We start from the raw sequence: 19,201 nt of genomic DNA on the forward strand, positions 1-19,201 counted from the left end.
TTTTTAAGGCTTAACGACGAGTACCGAGCAGGTGGCATCCTCTACAACCTGGGTGCTAACCGAGCCTTCTAAAATGCGTTTAACTCCGGTTAAACCGCGACTGCCGATAATAATTAAGTTCGCTTGATGAATATTCGCAAGGCGAATAATTTCTTCGGCTGGATCTCCGGTGGCAATTTCAATCTTGCTCGTGCAAGAGAGCTGTTGCTGATAGGTTTCTAGCTGTTTCTCAATTTCTCGGTAAGGCGACTCCTCAGCGCCAAAATGCGGTTTATCGGCCGCTTGTTCGGATTGCCTTTCGGGCGGCAGCAAAATATGAGCCAAAATGACTTTGGCATCGGGTTGCAGTTGAATTTGTTGTAAAGTCTGAAAAACTTTATCGGTGGCAGCCGACCGATCTAACGCCATTGCAACTAAAATTGTTTCGATCACTCGATCTCTCCTCAAAATTAAAGCGAATCGCTTCTTAAGGGTCGATTTGACACCCTTGTTCTGATCTAGAATAAGCTGAAAAACCCGTAAGTTTTCCCGGCTCAATCTATTCAGCGATGGGTCGCTTCTTTTGAACTGAAAAGATGAGGCGAACGTTAGCCAGCTAACCCCTTGATGGCTCTGCGTGCGGTGAGAGCGGGAAGGCTTGGGGTAAATCTCCCCTTCACGAGGCTACCTAAGCATCGTCAGTTCGATTTTCAATTCTCAAGCGTACGGAGTCGGCGTGGGAGTTTAACCCCTCAGTCTCCGCTAAGGTAATAATGGCATTCCCCATCTTGTTGAGGGCAGTTGGAGAATACTGGATCAAGCTGGAGTGTTTGAGGAAGGTTTCTACACCCAAGGCAGAGGCGTAACGAGCTGCGCCAGAGGTGGGTAGGGTATGGTTAGGGCCGGCTAGATAGTCGCCGACGGCTTCTGGGGTGGAGTAACCCAGGAAAATTGCTCCGGCATGGCGAATTTGATTCACCAGATCCCACGGTTCAGTAATTTCGAGTTCGAGGTGTTCTGGCGCAAACTGATTGGACAGTTCGGCGGCTTCTGCTAGGGAACTGACGACAACCACCAGACCGTAATGGGCGATCGCTTTTTCGGTCAGTAAGCGACGGGGATGGTTGACCAGTTGGCGCTCGACTTCGGCGGCGACTTTCCGCGCTAGGGCGGAGTCTGGGGTGAGTAAGATGGCGGCAGCCAGGGGGTCATGCTCGGCTTGAGCGAGCATATCGGTGGCCACATGGATGGGGTTCGCGCCGCTATCGGCAATAATTAAGACTTCCGAAGGGCCGGCTAGGGAGTCAATGCCGACGGTGCCGTAGACGAGTTTTTTCGCTAGGGTGACATAAATGTTACCTGGCCCGGTGATGACATCTACCTTGGGGATGGTTTCGGTGCCGTAGGCCAGGGCCGCGATCGCTTGAGCGCCCCCAACCCGATAAATTTCTTGAATGCCTGCCTCTTGAGCGGCGACGAGGACAGCCGGGTTAATCCCCTTTTCGCTACCGGGTGGCGTTACCATCGCAATTCGGGGAACGCCTGCGACTTTGGCGGGAATGGCATTCATTAGGACGGTACTCGGATAAGCGGCTCGACCGCCAGGGATGTAAATTCCCGCTCGATCGACTGGCGTATACCGCTTACCCAACACAATATCATCGGTGCCAAACTGAACCCAAGATTTCGGGACGCGTTGGCGGTGAAAGGCTTCGATTTGACGACAAGCGAGTTGAATCGCATCCAGTAAGTCTTTGTTGACTTGTTGGTAAGCCGCGTCGAGTTCTGAACCGCTAACGCGCAATTCTTCGACTTTTAGCGTTTTTTGGTCAAATTCGGCTGTGTAGTGCAGTAAGGCGCGATCGCCTTGTCGTTTCACCGTCTGAAGCACTTCCCGAACGGTCGCTTCCTTGTGCACGACTTGCTCGTCTTGGGTGCGATCGCAGATGCGCCGCAGTTCAGCTTCTGCATCAGCCCGCTGAGTAATGATTCGCAGCATGGATAGGACAATGGCCTTTCTAGGAATAAACCGTTGGCGGACGGATCTTCAGACACCCTGGGCTAAATCAGCTACCAGGCTAACCCGTACTCGCTTCTCTAGCTTAACGTGGATTTTCGTGTTTCAGCTAATCTCATTGCAGATCAACAAATGTTATATTAAACGATCTGATGCTATGTGCATCACCATCAACCTAAAAGCGATTATTTCTAGTTGAGCCGTGCCTAATATTAAGTCTGCCGTTAAACGCGTTCAGATTGCTGAACGAAATCGTCTCCGCAATAAAGCTTATAAGTCTAGCGTCAGAACGCTGATGAAGAAGTTTTTTGCGGCTTTAGACACCTATGCGGCTTCTCAAAGCCCAGAAGCCAAGCAAGAGGTACAAACTCTCATGTCCGATACCTACAGCCGCATTGACAAGGCGGTCAAGCGGGGTGTTTTTCACTCTAACAATGGCGCTCGCAAAAAAGCCCGTTTGGCCAAAGCGCTTAAAAAAGTGGAAGCGCCCGTGTCAACAGCGTCCTGAGCGTTCTCAAGGGCGATCGCCACTTGGGGGCGTCCAGAAAACGCCGGAATGCTGCGGCTTAACCGATCGAGCCGCCGTTTGCAAGAGAGGGAGGAGAGAACCTCACTCAATGGGGTTCGCAAACTCGCCTGAACGCCCACACTGTACTGCTTGCAGTCGGTGTGGGAGAATGCAGCCAACGCTTAGAAGAACTCCTCAAATTCTCTCATGCAACTGATTGATACTCACGTCCATGTCAATTTTTCGACGTTTGAGTCGGATCTAGAAGCAACGCGCGATCGCTGGCAAGCTGCCGGAGTCGTGCAGCTCGTTCATTCTTGCGTGACCCCAGATGAGTATCCCAGCCTAGCCGCATTAGCCGATCGCTTTCGCGAATTATATTTTGCTGTGGGACTGCACCCGCTAGAGGCCGATCGATGGACGCCGGAATTAGCCCATCAACTTCGCCAACTGGCTCAATCTCATCCGAAGATTGTCGCAATTGGCGAAACTGGGCTAGACTTTTATAAAGCGGACAATCGTTCGCAACAGCAGCAGGCATTTTGGGCGCAGTTAGAAATGGCCCATGCCCTCCAGAAGCCGGTTATTATTCACTGTCGAGATGCAGCCGCAGCCTTAGCCGATCAACTCCGTAATTTTTGGGATAGGATTGGAGAGGTGCGGGGCGTGATGCATTGCTGGGGAGGAGAACCTCAAGAAACGCAGTGGTTTTTAGATTTGGGTTTTTACATTAGTTTTAGCGGTACAGTCACCTTCAAAAAGGCGACTCAGATTCAGGAATCCTGTCAAATCTGTCCGAGCGATCGCCTCTTAATTGAAACTGATTGCCCCTTTCTTGCTCCGGTTCCCAAACGCGGCAAACGCAACGAACCCGCCTACGTCCGCCATGTGGCCGAACAAGTGGCTCATCTGCGCGGAGTCTCCTTAGAAACGTTAGCTCGGCAAACCACAGAAAACGCTCGCTCGTTGTTTGGCTTACCTCAGCTAACGCTCTCAGATTCGCCCTTATTGGCCCAGTCTTGGACAAAGGAGTAAAAATAAATTATAATAGTGGATTGCCGTTATGCGTGGATGTCCCTCAGACCGTTTCGAGTCGCACGACCCAGCCATTGACGGTCAACAATCTCCTCGCCGAACCCCATCCCAAGATGAGGCAGCCCAACCGAAAAATTGATAGCACTCGTTACCTTGGAGCAATCCAATCACAATTTGATAAACCAAAATGGGGAATGGAAGATAGGGACTTGGCTGCGGCCGTCCCCATCCCAAATTCCCTATTTTGCCGATGAATATTGTTACCCAGCCTGGAAACAAAATTTCTTATGAATCAGACGACCATTCCTGCACCCGTGCAACACATGTTGCCAGACCTCGTCGAGATTCAGCGGGCAAGCTTCCGCTGGTTTCTAGAAGAAGGACTGATCGAGGAGCTAGATAGTTTTTCTCCCATATCCGACTACACGGGCAAGCTAGAGTTACATTTTATTGGCAAAGACTACAAACTCAAGCGTCCGAAGTACGAAGTTGACGAAGCCAAACGGCGGGATGCCACCTACGCCGTGCAAATGTACGTGCCGACTCGTCTGATTAACAAAGAAGCGGGTACCATGATCGAGCAAGAAGTCTTCATCGGCGAACTGCCGTTGATGACCGATCGCGGCACCTTTATCATTAACGGCGCAGAGCGCGTGATCGTCAACCAAATCGTGCGATCGCCCGGAGTCTATTACAAATCCGAAACCGACAAAAACGGTCGCCGTACCTACAACGCCTCCCTCATTCCCAACCGAGGCGCGTGGCTAAAATTTGAAACCGACAAAAACGATCTAGTCTGGGTGCGAATCGACAAAACCCGCAAACTCTCCGCCCAAGTCCTGCTTAAAGCCTTGGGACTGAGTACCAACGAAATTCTCGACGCCCTCCGCCATCCCGACTACTTCCAAAAAACCATCGACAAAGAAGGCGACTACTCCGACGAAGACGCCTTAATGGAACTGTACCGCAAATTGCGACCGGGCGAACCCCCCACCGTCACCGGCGGCGCGCAGTTACTCGAATCGCGCTTTTTTGACCCCAAACGGTACGACCTCGGTAAAGTTGGGCGGTACAAACTCAACAAAAAACTGCACCTCAACGTTCCGGAAACCAAACGCGTCCTCACCCCAGAAGACATCCTCTCGGCGATCGATTACCTGATCAACCTGGAATACGATATCGGCAGCATCGATGATATCGACCACTTGGGGAACCGTCGCGTCCGATCCGTGGGCGAACTCCTGCAAAACCAAGTCCGCGTCGGCTTAAACCGTCTAGAACGGATTATCCGCGAACGGATGACCGTTTCCGACGCCGAACATCTCACCCCCACCTCCCTGGTTAACCCCAAACCCTTGGTGGCCGCCATTAAGGAATTCTTTGGTTCATCGCAACTGTCCCAGTTCATGGATCAAACCAACCCCTTAGCGGAATTAACCCACAAACGCCGCCTCTCAGCCCTAGGGCCGGGCGGTCTCACGCGGGAACGGGCCGGGTTTGCCGTCCGCGACATTCACCCCTCCCACTACGGGCGGATTTGTCCGATTGAAACCCCTGAAGGACCTAACGCCGGGTTAATTGGTTCCTTGGCAACTCACGCCCGCGTTAACCAGTACGGGTTTATCGAAACCCCATTTTACCCGGTGGAAACGGGTCGCGTTCTGCGCGATCGCCTTCCCGCCTACATGACCGCAGACGAAGAAGACGACCTGCGCGTTGCCCCTGGCGATATCCCCACCGACGAAGCGGGGAAAATTCTAGGCGACATCATCCCCGTTCGCTACCGTCAGGAATTCACTACCACCAGCCCCGACCAAGTGGACTATGTGGCAGTTTCCCCGGTACAAATTATCTCCGTTGCCACCTCCTTGATCCCCTTCCTGGAGCATGACGACGCTAACCGGGCGCTGATGGGTTCTAACATGCAACGTCAAGCCGTTCCCCTGCTCAAGCCCGAACGCCCCCTCGTGGGAACCGGACTAGAGGCCCAAGCCGCCAGAGACTCCGGGATGGTGATTATCTCTAAATACGACGGCGAAGTCACCTACGTGGATGCGACGCAAATTCGCGTCAGAACGGCACGCAAAGACGACGAAACCCCCTCAGCCGCCCCGGAAGAAATCGCTTATGAAGTCCAGAAGTATCAGCGCTCAAACCAAGATACCTGCTTGAACCAACGCCCCATCGTTCGCGTTGGCGACAAAGTGAAATCGGGTCAAGTGCTGGCGGATGGTTCGGCGACTGAAGGCGGAGAACTCGCCCTCGGCCAAAACATCCTGGTCGCCTATATGCCTTGGGAAGGCTACAACTACGAAGACGCGATTTTGATTTCCGAACGGTTGGTGTATGACGATATCTACACCTCCATTCACATCGAGAAGTACGAGATCGAAGCGCGTCAAACCAAACTCGGCCCTGAAGAAATTACCCGCGAAATTCCCAACGTCGGGGAAGACGCTTTGCGACAACTCGATGAAGATGGCATTATCCGCATCGGGGCTTGGGTAGAAGCGGGCGACATCTTGGTGGGGAAAGTCACGCCTAAAGGTGAATCTGACCAGCCCCCAGAAGAAAAACTCCTGCGAGCCATCTTTGGGGAAAAAGCCAGAGACGTGCGCGATAACAGCTTGCGCGTTCCCAACGGCGAAAAAGGTCGCGTTGTAGACGTGCGGGTGTTTACTCGCGAACAAGGGGACGAACTGCCCCCCGGTGCCAACATGGTCGTCCGCGTCTATGTGGCTCAGAAGCGGAAAATCCAAGTTGGGGATAAAATGGCGGGTCGCCACGGTAATAAGGGGATTATCTCTCGGATTCTGCCGATTGAAGATATGCCTTACTTACCCGATGGCAGACCTGTGGATATCGTCCTCAACCCCCTGGGCGTCCCTTCGCGGATGAACGTCGGTCAAGTCTTTGAATGTCTCTTGGGCTGGGCGGGCGAAAATCTGGAAAAACGCTTTAAGGTGGTGCCGTTTGATGAAATGCACGGCGACCAAATGTCCCGCGAAACCGTACATGGCAAGCTTCAAGAGGCTGCTGATGAAACGGGTTATGACTGGTTATTTAACTCCGATCATCCCGGTAAAACCCAAGTGTTTGACGGCCGCACGGGGGAACCCTTCGATCGACCCGTAACCGTGGGTAAAGCTTATATGCTGAAACTGGTTCACTTGGTTGACGATAAGATTCACGCCCGTTCCACTGGTCCTTACTCGCTGGTTACGCAGCAACCCTTGGGCGGTAAAGCCCAACAAGGCGGACAGCGCTTTGGAGAAATGGAAGTTTGGGCCCTAGAAGCGTTTGGGGCAGCTTATACCCTGCAAGAGTTATTGACGGTGAAATCCGACGATATGCAAGGACGCAACGAAGCCTTAAATGCCATTGTTAAAGGGAAGGCGATTCCCCGTCCGGGAACGCCCGAATCCTTTAAGGTGTTGATGCGCGAATTGCAGTCGCTGTGTCTGGATATTGCCGTTCATAAGGTGGAAACGCGGGAAGATGGTACCGCCGGAGATGTGGAAGTCGATTTGATGGCTGACGTGAACTCTCGGCGATCGCCAAACCGTCCCACCTACGAATCCATTACCCCAGAAGAGTTAGGCGTCGAAGACGAAGACTAAGCGCATGACAACCTCAAGGGGGATAATAACTCCCCCTTGCCTCTACCCGTTTGCTCATTGACGACCGCCCGCGCCTAAGTCTCCTTTCCTTTGAGTCAGAGCGTTCCCCAACAGCAAGAGTGAATTGAGAATTTCCATGAGAAATCAGCTAGAACAGCGTTTCGACTATGTAAAAATTGGTATTGCCTCTCCGGAGCGAATTCGGCAGTGGGGAGAAAGAACCCTTCCCAACGGTACGGTTGTGGGAGAAGTGACTAAACCGGAAACCATTAACTACCGGACTTTAAAGCCGGAAATGGACGGTTTATTTTGCGAACGCATCTTTGGCCCGGCGAAAGATTGGGAATGCCATTGCGGCAAGTATAAGCGGGTCAGACACCGAGGAATTGTCTGCGAACGCTGCGGCGTTGAAGTCACTGAATCGCGGGTGCGGCGTCACCGCATGGGCTATATTAAGCTGGCCGCACCTGTCACCCATGTTTGGTACCTCAAAGGCATTCCAAGTTATATGTCGATTCTGCTAGATATGCCCCTGCGGGATGTCGAGCAAATCGTATACTTTAACGCCTATGTAGTCTTGAATCCGGGCAATGTGTCGGATTTGAGCTACAAGCAACTGCTCAACGAAGACCAATGGATGGAAATTGAGGATCAGCTTTATAGCGAAGATTCTCAAATGGAAGGGGTCGAAGTTGGCATTGGTGCTGAAGCGTTAGAACGCCTGCTGGCCGATATTAATTTAGAGGAAGAAGCAGAAAAGCTACGCGAAGAAATCGGTACGGCAAAAGGACAGAAACGCGCCAAGTTGATCAAACGCTTGCGCGTAATCGACAACTTTGTGGCAACGGGTGCGAAACCGGAATGGATGGTGCTGAATGTTCTGCCCGTCATTCCCCCCGACTTGCGCCCAATGGTACAGCTTGATGGCGGTCGGTTTGCCACAAGCGACTTAAATGACCTCTACCGTCGCGTCATTAACCGGAATAACCGTCTGGCCCGACTTCAGGAAATTCTTGCCCCCGAAATTATCGTCCGCAACGAAAAGCGGATGCTGCAAGAAGCCGTTGATGCTTTGATTGATAACGGTCGTCGGGGCCGAACGGTGGTGGGGGCAAATAACCGCCCGCTGAAATCCCTCTCCGATATTATCGAAGGGAAGCAAGGTCGTTTCCGGCAAAACCTGCTTGGAAAACGGGTAGACTACTCCGGTCGTTCTGTAATTGTGGTGGGACCCAAGCTGAAAATTCATCAGTGCGGTTTGCCTCGCGAAATGGCGATTGAACTGTTTCAGCCGTTTGTGATTCATCGCTTAATCCGTCAAGGATTGGTCAATAATATCAAGGCCGCCAAGAAGTTAATTCAACGGGGCGATTCTAGCGTCTGGGATGTTCTAGAAGAGGTCATTGAAGGACACCCCGTAATGCTGAACCGCGCGCCGACGCTTCACCGTTTGGGGATTCAAGCGTTTGAACCCATTCTGGTAGAAGGTCGTGCGATTCAATTGCATCCCCTGGTTTGTCCGGCATTTAACGCGGACTTCGACGGCGACCAAATGGCCGTTCACGTTCCCTTATCGCTAGAAGCCCAGGCTGAAGCGAGATTGCTGATGTTGGCCTCGAATAATATTCTGTCTCCGGCAACCGGGCGACCGATTGTTATGCCAAGCCAAGATATGGTTTTGGGCTGTTATTACTTGACCGCAGAAAACCAGAAGGCAGAAAGAGGGATTAATCGCTATTTTGCCTCGCTAGATGATGCGATCGTGGCTTACGAGCAGCAACAAGTGGATTTACACGCCTATATCTGGGTGCGCTTTGACGGTCAGGTTGAATCGGATGAAGCGGACTTGAACCCTTTACAAACCGAAGAGTTAGGCGATGGGACGGTGACAAAAATCTATAAATACCGTCGCCGTCGCGAAGATGCAGAGGGAAATTTAATTTCTCAGTATATTCGGACAACGCCTGGACGGATTATTTTCAACAAGACGATTCAAGACGCCCTTGCCTAACCGGGCAAGCGATGGGTAAGGCAACCGACCGATTAATTTAGGGGGTTGCCTCCAGAATCGCTCTTTTCTGCAACCGGATGGCGATTCGACCAGAGCGATCCTTTCAGGAATCGAGCTGAACAACTCGTCGTCGCTCATCCTTGAATCGTCAAGCAGCCCCAAGCGCAGCAGGCTGCAAGGGTACCTATAGATCGAGCGCGCTTCCCAAGAGTGCCAATTGACAACGGATTACAGACAAATGACAGATAAACTGATTTTTCGGAATCGGGTCGTTGATAAAGGTCAACTGAAGAAGCTAATCGCCTGGGCTTTTACCCATTATGGAACGGCACGGACTGCCCAAATGGCAGACGACCTCAAAGAGTTGGGTTTCCACTATGCAACGAGAGCCGGCGTTTCGATTAGCGTTGATGACTTGCAAGTGCCGCCGTCTAAACGGCAGTTGCTAGAAGCGGCTGAAGCTCAAATTCGGACGACAGAAGCACGGTATACGCGAGGCGAAATTACTGAGGTTGAGCGGTTCCAACGGGTTATTGATACTTGGAATAGTACCAGCGAAGCGCTCAAAGATGAGGTGGTGCGCTATTTCCGGGCAACCGATCCGCTGAACTCTGTGTACATGATGGCATTTTCTGGGGCGCGAGGCAATATTTCCCAGGTGCGGCAGTTGGTGGGGATGCGCGGCTTGATGGCTGACCCTCAAGGGGAAATTATTGACTTACCGATTAAGACGAATTTCCGGGAAGGGCTAACCGTTACGGAGTATATTATTTCTTCTTACGGGGCCCGGAAGGGGTTGGTCGATACGGCGCTAAGAACGGCGGATTCGGGTTACTTGACGCGGCGTTTGGTGGATGTTTCCCAGGATGTAATTATCCGGGAAATTGATTGCGGGACGACGCGCGGGATTCCGGTACAGCCGATGCGCGATGGCGATCGCGTTTTGATTCCCCTCAAAGACCGCTTGTTGGGTCGCGTTTTAGCCGAAGATGCCATCGATCCGCGCACGGGCGAAGTTTTGAGCGCTGAGATTGATGGGGTGACAGTGGTTGCCAGACGCAATCAAGATATTTGCGATGAGTTAGCGATCGCGATTGGTCAAGCGGGGATTGAGCAAGTGATGGTGCGATCGCCCCTAACTTGCGAGCCGCGCGTTCGGTCTGCCAGCACTGCTATGGCTGGAGTTTGGCTCACGCCAAGATGGTCGATTTAGGCGAAGCCGTCGGCATTATCGCCGCTCAATCGATTGGCGAACCCGGTACCCAGCTCACCATGCGGACATTCCACACGGGAGGCGTTTTCGCCGGGGCCGCGCGGCAAATCCTCGCCCCCTGTAATGGCACCATTCGCTTTGAAAAACTGAAAACTCGCAAAGTCCGCAACGTGCGCGGCGAGGAAGAACTGTTTGTCGATTCGGCAGGAGCCAAGCTGATCTTGATGGTGAGCGAATCCTCTGGAACCGCCACCACTAAAGGTGCGAGCGATCCCGCCGACGGCAAACTCTCCACCGTGAACCGCCACGAAATTCCCATCCCGATGGGGGCAACCCTGCTCGTCAAAGATGGCAGCGAAGTCACCGCCGGTCAATTGCTCGTCAACGTGCCGTCCTCTAGCCGGAACGTGCAGCGGAGTACCGAAAAAGCGACGAAAGACGTGGCAACCGACTTGGCTGGAGAAGTCCAATTTGCGGATATTCTGCCAGAAGAAAAACGCGATCGCCAAGGCAACACCACCCGGATTGCACGCGGCGGCGGCTTGATCTGGATTCTCTCTGGGGAAGTCTACAACCTGCCCCCAGGAGCCGAACCCGTCGTTAAAAACGGCTCAAAAGTAGAAACCAACTCCGTTATAGCTGAGACCAACATCCGTACCGAACACGGTGGGATTGTCCGTCTGTTAGGAGAACCCGAACCCGGTAAGAGCGGTCGCGAAATCGAAATTATCACCGCTAGCGTTCTGCTCGATCAAGCCCGCGTTGAAGTTAGCTCCACCCAAGGCAAAGAGCAATATATTATTGTCTCCTCTGACAATCAGCGCTTCTCTCTAAAAGCCACTCCCGGTACCAAAGTCACCAACAACCAAGTGGTGGCGGAACTGATTGACGATACCTACCGCACCAGCACAGGCGGCATCATCAAATACGCCGGAGTGGAAGCCAAACGCGGCAAAGCCAAACAGGGTTACGAAGTCACCCAAGGCGGCACCCTGCTGTGGATTCCTGAAGAAAGCCACGAAGTTAACAAGGACATCTCCTTGTTGATGGTAGAAGACGGGCAATTTGTCGAAGCCGGAACCGAAGTGGTGAAAGACATCTTCTGCCAAAGCAGCGGCGTTGTCGAAGTAACCCAGAAAAACGATATTCTGCGGGAAATCGTGATCAAACCGGGCGACCTGCACATGATCGAACCGGGCGACCAAAACGTTCCCAAGGAAGAAAGCATCATTCATCCGGGCGAAGAAGTCCTCAGCGGCATTACCTTCAACGAACTGCGCTACGTGGAGTCGGTCGAAACGCCAGAAGGCCCGGCCATCCTCTTCCGGCCCGTCACAGAATTCCACGTTCCCGACGAACCGAGCGTTCCTTCTCAAGAATCGTCTCAAGACAACGGCGGTTTAATTCGCCTGCGATCCGTTCAGCGCCTCTCTTATAAAGATGGCGAGCGCGTCAAATCCGTAGAAGGGTTAGAACTCCTACGGACGCAACTGGTTCTAGAACTCGATAAAACGGCTTTAAACGAAACCGGAGAAGGAGAGACAGAACGGGCGGTTCCAGCAACCACCAAAGAGTCTCGCTCCTCCATCGACTTAGCCGCAGACATTGAACTGATTCCCGATCCAGACGATCCGGACAGCCGTCGCTTGCAGTTGGTGATTTTAGAATCGCTGATTATTCGTCGCGATGTCGCTGCTGACCCCACCCAAGGCAGCACCAATACCCGCCTGCTGGTCAGCGATGGCGAACAAATCGATCCGGGTGCTGTGGTTGCTCGTACCGAAATCCTGTGTAAGGAAGCGGGCGAAGTGCGCGGGATTAAAGAAGGGGGCGAAGCCGTTCGTCGCGTCCTGATCGTTCGCAGCGCCGATTTGATTACCATTGACACCCAAGGCAACAAACCGACGGCGAACAAGGGCGACCTATTGGTGGCTGGCTTAAATGAAGTGGCACCAGGCGTTAGCCTATCGGAATCCGGTCTAGTGGTGAAGGTTGAAGACAACCAAGTGACGCTGCGAATTGCGCGTCCTTACCGCGTGTCGCCTGGAGCCATCTTACACATTGATGATGGCGACTTGGTACAGCGGGGCGATAACCTGGTGTTGCTGGTGTTTGAACGGGCGAAAACCGGGGACATCATCCAAGGTTTGCCTCGGATTGAAGAACTGCTAGAAGCTCGCAAACCCAAGGAAGCCTGCGTTTTGGCAGAGCGTCCGGGGGTTGCTCAAGTCATCTACAGCGAAGATGAAAGCGTCTCGGTGAAGGTGATGGAAGAAGACGGGACGCTGACCGATTATCCGCTAACACCGGGACAAAATGCGATCTTGCTCGATGGGTCGCAAGTGGCGGCGGCACAACCGCTATCGGATGGCCCAGCAAACCCGCACCAAATTCTGGAAGTCTTCTTCCGCCTGCATCACTCAATGGGCCAAAGCGACCATGAGGCAGCCTTAGCCGGGTTGCAACAGGTGCAAACCTTCTTGGTTAACGAGGTGCAATCGGTTTATCAATCGCAAGGGATTGATATTTCCGATAAACACATTGAGGTGATTGTCCGCCAGATGACTTCTAAGGCGCGGGTGGATGATGGAGGCGATACCACGATGCTTCCGGGCGAACTGGTGGAACTCTACCAGGTTCAGCAGGTGAATGAAGCAATGGCGATTACTGGAGGTGCGCCTGCCAGTTACGAACCCGTGCTGTTAGGGATTACGAAGGCGTCCTTGAATACGGATAGCTTTATCTCGGCGGCGAGTTTCCAAGAAACAACGCGGGTACTGACGGAAGCGGCGATTGAAGGTAAGTCGGATTGGTTGCGCGGTCTGAAGGAAAACGTGATCATCGGACGCTTGATTCCTGCGGGAACGGGCTTCAATGCTTACGAAGAACCGGCTCCAACGCTGGATGATATGGGAGGGGATTATCCCGGCTTTAATGAGTATGAGGACGATCTCAAGGATGTAGTGCTTGACGATCGCACCGCTCGTTCCTATCGTCTAGATGGCGGTTTCGATAACTTCGCACGCGGCCCGGTTAATGAAGGCGAGTCTTTTGGTCGCGGTCGTCGGGGCGATTCGTTCTTGGATGATGATGACCTGATGATTGATGATGGTGTTGATGAGGATGATTTAGAATAATCTTCTTCAAACTAGAAAAGCCCCCAGAAGATAATATTCTGGGGCTTTTCTCAAAACAAAGCGTACCTCTTCTTATCGAATGGGTACGCTTTTTTATAAACCCAAAATCGAGTTTATAGCTGTACTCAGTAAGGTTAGGACAGACTGAACTGTTCAAAACCATGAGACTCACTCGGTTTTAACTCAGCACTCAGCACTCAGCACTCAGCACTTTGCTATAACAGGTCGATAGGTGGGTTGAGGAATGGGTTTACCTTGCGATCGCGCTGTTTCTAGCCATATCTGTTTGGCGATTTCTAATTCTTGGAGAGCTTGGATAGGGGTTTCACCAAAGGCAGAGCAAAATCGCAAATCGGGGATATCGGCGATGTATCCTTCATCATCTTCGCTGTAGAAAATATTGATGTGGTAATCCTTCATACATCTTCCTCTAAACCTAAGTTGTTGATTTCGACCAAGGTTAAAAATTGCCGGACTTGATAGGATTTAGCGTTACCTTTAACGCTCTGAATGTTAACCCGTTCAGGAATGTCTGGATGAGTAAAAATATGGTGACTGCCATTGACACGGGCTAGGGTAAAGCCAAAGGCTTCGACTAAGCTCACCATATCTTTGAAGCTAACATTTTTGGGATTGTTCAGGATTTGCTGTAACAGTTTTTGCTTTTTACTCATCCGCCTTTGCCAAACGAACGGTTAGGCGATACTGGCGAGGAATTCAACTAACTGCTGAATTTGGCTGGTAGTATTCATTTCCGTAACGCAGATGAGGAGATCGCGATCGCGATCTTTCTCCCAACGCGATAAAGGAACGCCTGGGTAAATTCCCTGCGCCACCCCTCGGTTAATAATCTCTTGAGCCGAGATCGGACATTGAATCACAAACTCGTGGAAAAATGGCGCGTTATAGAGGAGTTTATAACCTGGAAGTTTAGCAATTTCGCTTTGGGCTTGATGGGCGAGTTGGACGCTGCTAGTGGCAATTTGGCGCAAACCGTCAGGGCCTAAAAGCGCCATGTAGACTGAAGCAGCAGCAGCCATTAAAGACTGGTTGGTACAGACATTGCTCGTCGCTTTTTCCCGGCGAATGTGTTGTTCGCGCGTTTGCAGGGTGAGCGTATACACCTGTTGTCCCCGCGCATCTTGAGTAATACTCACCAGGCGTCCTGGTACTTGGCGAATAAACTCAGATTTAGTCGCTAAAATCCCTAAATGGGGACCCCCAAAAGAAGGGGGCGTTCCCAAACAATGGGCTTCACCTGCAACAATATCCGCGCCCCCGTCTCCAGGCGTTTTCAACAGCGCATAGGCAGTTGGATCGGTAACGACGACAATTAATAAAGCCCCGGCTTCGTGGATAATGGGCGCGATCGCTCCTAGATCCTCAATAATGCCGTAGAAGTTGGGACATTGCACCACAACGGCCGCACATTCTGAGGTGAGTTGAGCCTTGAGAACCTCCAGATCGAGTTTTCCAGAAGTTTCTAGGGGAAGCTGGGCGGCTGTCACCTCCAATCCCTTCAGATAGGTATCTAGCAACTCCTGATATTCTGGGTGCAGGCTGCCTGCAATTAATAGGTGCGATCGCTTTTTCTGCAAGCGTAACGCCATCAACACCGCCTCCGCCGTCGCACTCGCCCCATCATACAGCGACGCATTCGCCACTGGCAGCCCCGTTAACCGCGCAATTCCGGTTTGAAACTCAAAAATGGTCTGAAGCGTTCCTTGTGCTGCTTCTGGTTGATAAGGCGTGTAACTGGTGAGAAATTCGCCCCGACTAACCAGCGCCCAAACTGCGGCAGGAATAAAGTGACGATAGCAACCTGCACCTAAAAAGGCGCTAGCACTATCCAAATGGCGATTGCGATCGGCTAGAGTTTGTAGCAGTTGGCGAACTTCTAACTCAGATTTGCCCTCTGGTAGGTCGAACTCAACCTCTTGCAACCCTTGGGGGATAACTTTCAATAAATCGCCAATCGATTCAACGCCAATTTCTTGAAGAAGTTGCTGGCGACTTTCAGCAGTATGCGGACTATAGCGGGCCACAGATGGAACTCCTGCGATTGCAACTAATATAATATTCTGTAATATTTTTTAGATTGTGGGGGTCGCGCTTCTGTCTGGACGAGCAACAAAAGACGCGAGTGCTTGAGTTATTCCCCTTCTACCAAAGCGCGATAATCAGCCGCCGCCATCGCCTCATCAAGTTCATCGGGATCGGTAATTCGCAGCTTCAGCAACCAGCCTTCCCCATAAGGATCGTCCGCCAACTGTTCTGGATCTTCAACCAAAGCATCATTGCGTTCTACAACCGTTCCAGAAATCGGCGCATACATATCTTCAACCGCCTTCACAGACTCAATACTGCCAAAGCTTGTCCCTTTTTCCAGCGCCTCGCCGACTTCGGGCAATTCCAGAAACACAATATCGCCCAATTGATCCACCGCAAACGCACTAATGCCAATGGTGGCAATTTCGCCATCGAGTCGGACATACTCGTGGCTATCTAAATACTTAAGGTCATCAGGATATTCAAGACCCATTGTTTTTCCTCAGACTGACGATTGGCGAACTTAAACAGCCATTAAGTGTACAACCAACTTCAAGCAATTGGTTGGAGTGTTGAGTTTTATTGGGTATTCGCTTTATAGAAGGGTTTTTTGACCACTTCGGCGGAATGAACTTTACCCCGAATTTCAACACCTAACTGCTGTCCCACTTTAGCGAGGTGAGTTGGCACATAGGCTAACGCAATGGGATAGCCTAGCGTCGGCGAGAGAGTCCCGCTCGTGACCTCGCCTACCATATTGCCATCTAACATCACCGGATAGCCGTGACGGGCAATATAACGCCCCTGCATTTGTAACCCGACTAGGCGGGTAGGAATTCCCTCGGCTTTTTGCTGTTCTAAAATCGGGCGTCCCATAAAGTCGCCTTTGCTGTCTAAATGCACCAGCCACCCTAAGCCAGCTTCCAGGGGAGTTACGTTCTGTTCGATATCCTGTCCGTATAAAGCCATTGCGGCTTCTAGACGCAGGGTATCTCTTGCCCCTAAACCACAAGGGGTAACGCCAGCATCGCTGAGTTTTTGCCACAGTTCAATGGCGGCTGCGGGTGGAAGCATGACCTCAAATCCATCTTCGCCCGTGTAACCCGTGCGGGCAATAAAGGCGGGTTGACCAAAGACGGTACTTTCTAGATGCTCGAAGCGCTTGAGGGAAGATAAGTTAGCTTCAACATCGGGTTGAAAATAGCGTTCGGCTTGGGGCCCTTGAATGGCAATTAAGGCTTGTTCTTTGGAAACATCCTCAAGCACAATTAAATCGGGATTGAGGTTGGCGACTAGCCACGCCTTATCGCGAACGCGGGTGGCAGCATTCACAATCATCGTTCCCCGCTGTTCGCCCGTGTTGGGGTCTTGCCCTTGATGGTAGTAGATGATGTCGTCTAGGATGCCGCCTTCGGGGTTGAGTAAAACGGTATATTGTGCTTGTCCGGGTTGCAGGCGGCTTAAGTCTGAGGGAACCAGCGTTTGCAGTTGTTCAACGACTTGGGCACCTGTAAAGCGGAACTTGCCCATGTGGGAAATATCAAACATCCCCGCCTGGGTGCGTACCGCTTCGTGTTCTTTGGTGATGCCGCTAAATTGCACGGGCATTTCCCAACCCGCAAATTCGGTCATCCGGGCTTTTTGCGCGAGACAAAGTTGATAGAGGGGGGTTTGAGAAATGGGGGGGGAGTCGATATGCTCAGGCACCTGAGTCACGATGATTGATCCTCACAATTCGATGTATATCTCAAAATCCCATTGCTTCGGCAACCGATGCCAAGGTTGGCTCGATTCCGGGTTTAAATTGATTATTGCTGTGTTTAATGGCGGTGTCGGGGTCTTTAAGACCGTTTCCGGTGAGGACGCACACGACGGTTGCGCCTGTGGGAACTTGGTCTTTGACTTTGAGTAAACCGGCTACTGAGGCAGCGCTAGCAGGTTCGCAGAAGACGCCTTCACTGGCAGCGAGGAGGCGATAGGCGTCAAGGATTTCGTCGTCGGTGACGGCGTTAAATTGCCCAAGGCTGGCTTGTTGGGCTGCGATCGCTTTCTCCCAACTCGCCGGGTTGCCGATCCGAATGGCGGTGGCGAGGGTTTCGGGGTGAGCCACGGGTTGACCCAAAACAATCGGCGCAGCACCTGCCGCTTGAAATCCCATCATCTTCGGGAGCTTAGAACATTTCTGTTCTTGGTGATACTGACAGAATCCCATCCAGTAAGCGGTAATATTGCCCGCATTGCCTACGGGGATACACAACCAGTCTGGAGCATCGCCCAGGGCGTCTACAACCTCAAATGCGGCGGTTTTTTGACCTTCGAGGCGGTAGGGGTTAACGGAGTTAACGAGGGCGATGGGATAGTTGTCCGAGAGTTCGCGGACAATTTCTAAGGCTTGGTCAAAATTGCCTTTAATGGCTAACACTTCCGCGCCGTAGAGGAGGGCTTGGGCGAGTTTGCCGAGGGCGACGTAACCATCGGGAATCAGCACAAAAGCTTTCATTCCGCCCCGTTTGGCATAGGCGGCGGCGGCGGCTGAGGTGTTGCCCGTGCTGGCACAGATAACGGCATTGGCTCCGGCTTCCTTGGCTTTGGTGACAGCCATCGTCATGCCTCGGTCTTTAAAGCTGCCTGTGGGGTTGAGTCCGTCGTATTTTACGTAGACTTTAACTTGGCGACCGATGCGATCGCTAATCGCAGGGGCTGGAATTAACGGAGTATTGCCTTCAAGTAACGTCACAACCGGGGTGGCTTCAGTGACAGGCAAATAGGGGCGATAGGCTTCAATTAGACCGGGCCAAATGGGTCGCATTGCGGAAGCTTGAGCAGTATGGGCGTTATCTGACAGCGTAAAAGTCACTTCAGGTCTATTACAAACAAAGTCTTTGAATCAACAATAGTTTAGCGCTATTGCACGAACGTGCGATCGCGTTTTCCTAAAATTCCTTTGCCTTCGGTCTAATCTGGCAATTTTGGTTCAAGATAAAAAAGGATAATTTGGAGGCACGCCAACGGTTTACACGCGCCCTTTAGCTCGTTTAATTGAGCAACTACAACGCTTGCCTGGAGTGGGGCCTAAAACTGCCCAACGCCTTGCCCTCCACATTCTCAAGCGTTCTGATTCTGAAGTCAAAGCCTTGGCTGAGGCTCTAATTGAAGCCAAGCAACAAGTCGGCTTATGTCAAGTCTGCTTTCACCTTTCAGCCGAACCCGTCTGCGAGATTTGCCGACAGCCAACTCGCGACAATGAAACCATTTGCGTGGTTGCAGATTCCCGCGATGTCATCGCTTTAGAAAGAACGCGAGAATATAGCGGCAAGTATCACGTTCTTGGGGGAGTCATTTCCCCGATGGATGGCATTGGCCCCGAACAGCTTACCATTGGGGCCCTAGTGCGGCGCGTTCACCAACAGAAAACTAAAGAGGTGATTATTGCCATTAGCCCTAGTGTAGAAGGGGAAACGACAACCCTTTATCTCGGTCAGTTGCTGAAACCCTTTACTCGCGTGACTCGAATTGCCTTTGGCTTGCCAATGGGCGGCGATTTGGAATATGCCGATGAAGTCACCCTCGCCCGTGCTTTAGAAGGAAGGCGAGAGTTGGATTGAGGGACGGGGGAAGAAGGGAGTTGGGGA

12 protein-coding genes and 2 pseudogenes are annotated in these 19,201 nt (G+C 52.0%); 6 read left to right on the top strand and 8 right to left on the bottom strand.

What is annotated here, in order from left to right:
- Window positions 1-3: 3 nt before the first annotated feature.
- Together QQ055_RS04145 and hisD are read right to left on the bottom strand one after the other, a co-directional pair.
- Window positions 4-432, bottom strand: a complete 429-nt coding sequence (locus tag QQ055_RS04145; RefSeq protein ID WP_069966071.1) for a universal stress protein — start codon at window positions 430-432, stop codon at window positions 4-6.
- A gap of 235 nt (window positions 433-667) precedes the next feature.
- A complete protein-coding gene (gene hisD, locus QQ055_RS04150) occupies window positions 668-1,978 on the bottom strand; it encodes a histidinol dehydrogenase (RefSeq protein WP_069966072.1) in 1,311 nt (436 codons plus the stop codon).
- Between the two features lie 220 nt (window positions 1,979-2,198).
- On the opposite strand from hisD, the gene rpsT reads away from it, so the two are divergent.
- From rpsT to QQ055_RS04175, 5 genes and pseudogenes are all read left to right on the top strand, one after another.
- Window positions 2,199-2,504, top strand: coding sequence for a 30S ribosomal protein S20 (gene rpsT / locus QQ055_RS04155; RefSeq protein ID WP_069966073.1), 306 nt, complete (start codon window positions 2,199-2,201; stop codon window positions 2,502-2,504).
- Between the two features lie 207 nt (window positions 2,505-2,711).
- Window positions 2,712-3,539, top strand: a complete 828-nt coding sequence (locus tag QQ055_RS04160; protein ID WP_069966074.1) for a TatD family hydrolase — start codon at window positions 2,712-2,714, stop codon at window positions 3,537-3,539.
- A 287-nt stretch (window positions 3,540-3,826) separates the two neighbouring features.
- Window positions 3,827-7,159, top strand: a complete 3,333-nt coding sequence (gene rpoB, locus QQ055_RS04165; protein ID WP_069966075.1) for a DNA-directed RNA polymerase subunit beta — start codon at window positions 3,827-3,829, stop codon at window positions 7,157-7,159.
- 136 nt (window positions 7,160-7,295) lie between these two features.
- Complete coding sequence (locus QQ055_RS04170) at window positions 7,296-9,170, top strand: DNA-directed RNA polymerase subunit gamma (RefSeq protein ID WP_069966076.1); 1,875 nt, start codon at window positions 7,296-7,298, stop codon at window positions 9,168-9,170.
- A gap of 238 nt (window positions 9,171-9,408) precedes the next feature.
- Window positions 9,409-13,520: pseudogene (locus QQ055_RS04175) on the top strand (DNA-directed RNA polymerase subunit beta').
- A gap of 204 nt (window positions 13,521-13,724) precedes the next feature.
- On the opposite strand, the gene QQ055_RS04180 reads toward QQ055_RS04175, so the two are convergent.
- The 6 genes from QQ055_RS04180 to thrC all read right to left on the bottom strand — a co-directional run bounded on the left by QQ055_RS04180 (window position 13,725) and on the right by thrC (window position 18,378).
- The gene (locus tag QQ055_RS04180) at window positions 13,725-13,940 is read right to left on the bottom strand and encodes a type II toxin-antitoxin system HicB family antitoxin (RefSeq protein WP_069966078.1); all 216 of its coding nucleotides are present in this window, start codon (window positions 13,938-13,940) and stop codon (window positions 13,725-13,727) included.
- The gene (locus QQ055_RS04185) at window positions 13,937-14,194 is read right to left on the bottom strand and encodes a type II toxin-antitoxin system HicA family toxin (RefSeq protein WP_285965464.1); all 258 of its coding nucleotides are present in this window, start codon (window positions 14,192-14,194) and stop codon (window positions 13,937-13,939) included. Before QQ055_RS04185 ends, QQ055_RS04180 begins: the two co-directional genes overlap by 4 nt.
- Before the next feature lie 21 nt (window positions 14,195-14,215).
- Complete coding sequence (gene gcvPA, locus QQ055_RS04190; protein WP_286004271.1) at window positions 14,216-15,565, bottom strand: aminomethyl-transferring glycine dehydrogenase subunit GcvPA; 1,350 nt, start codon at window positions 15,563-15,565, stop codon at window positions 14,216-14,218.
- 107 nt (window positions 15,566-15,672) lie between these two features.
- Complete coding sequence (gcvH, locus tag QQ055_RS04195) at window positions 15,673-16,062, bottom strand: glycine cleavage system protein GcvH (protein ID WP_283357281.1); 390 nt, start codon at window positions 16,060-16,062, stop codon at window positions 15,673-15,675.
- A gap of 86 nt (window positions 16,063-16,148) precedes the next feature.
- Window positions 16,149-17,285, bottom strand: a complete 1,137-nt coding sequence (gcvT, locus tag QQ055_RS04200) for a glycine cleavage system aminomethyltransferase GcvT (protein WP_286004272.1) — start codon at window positions 17,283-17,285, stop codon at window positions 16,149-16,151.
- A gap of 31 nt (window positions 17,286-17,316) precedes the next feature.
- Complete coding sequence (thrC, locus tag QQ055_RS04205) at window positions 17,317-18,378, bottom strand: threonine synthase (protein ID WP_069966081.1); 1,062 nt, start codon at window positions 18,376-18,378, stop codon at window positions 17,317-17,319.
- 202 nt (window positions 18,379-18,580) lie between these two features.
- Between thrC and recR the strand changes: the two are divergent.
- Window positions 18,581-19,174 (top strand): annotated as a pseudogene (recR, locus tag QQ055_RS04210) (recombination mediator RecR); the annotation flags it as partial.
- Window positions 19,175-19,201: the final 27 nt, after the last annotated feature.

It is taken from the genome of Geitlerinema calcuttense NRMC-F 0142 (assembly GCF_030285425.1).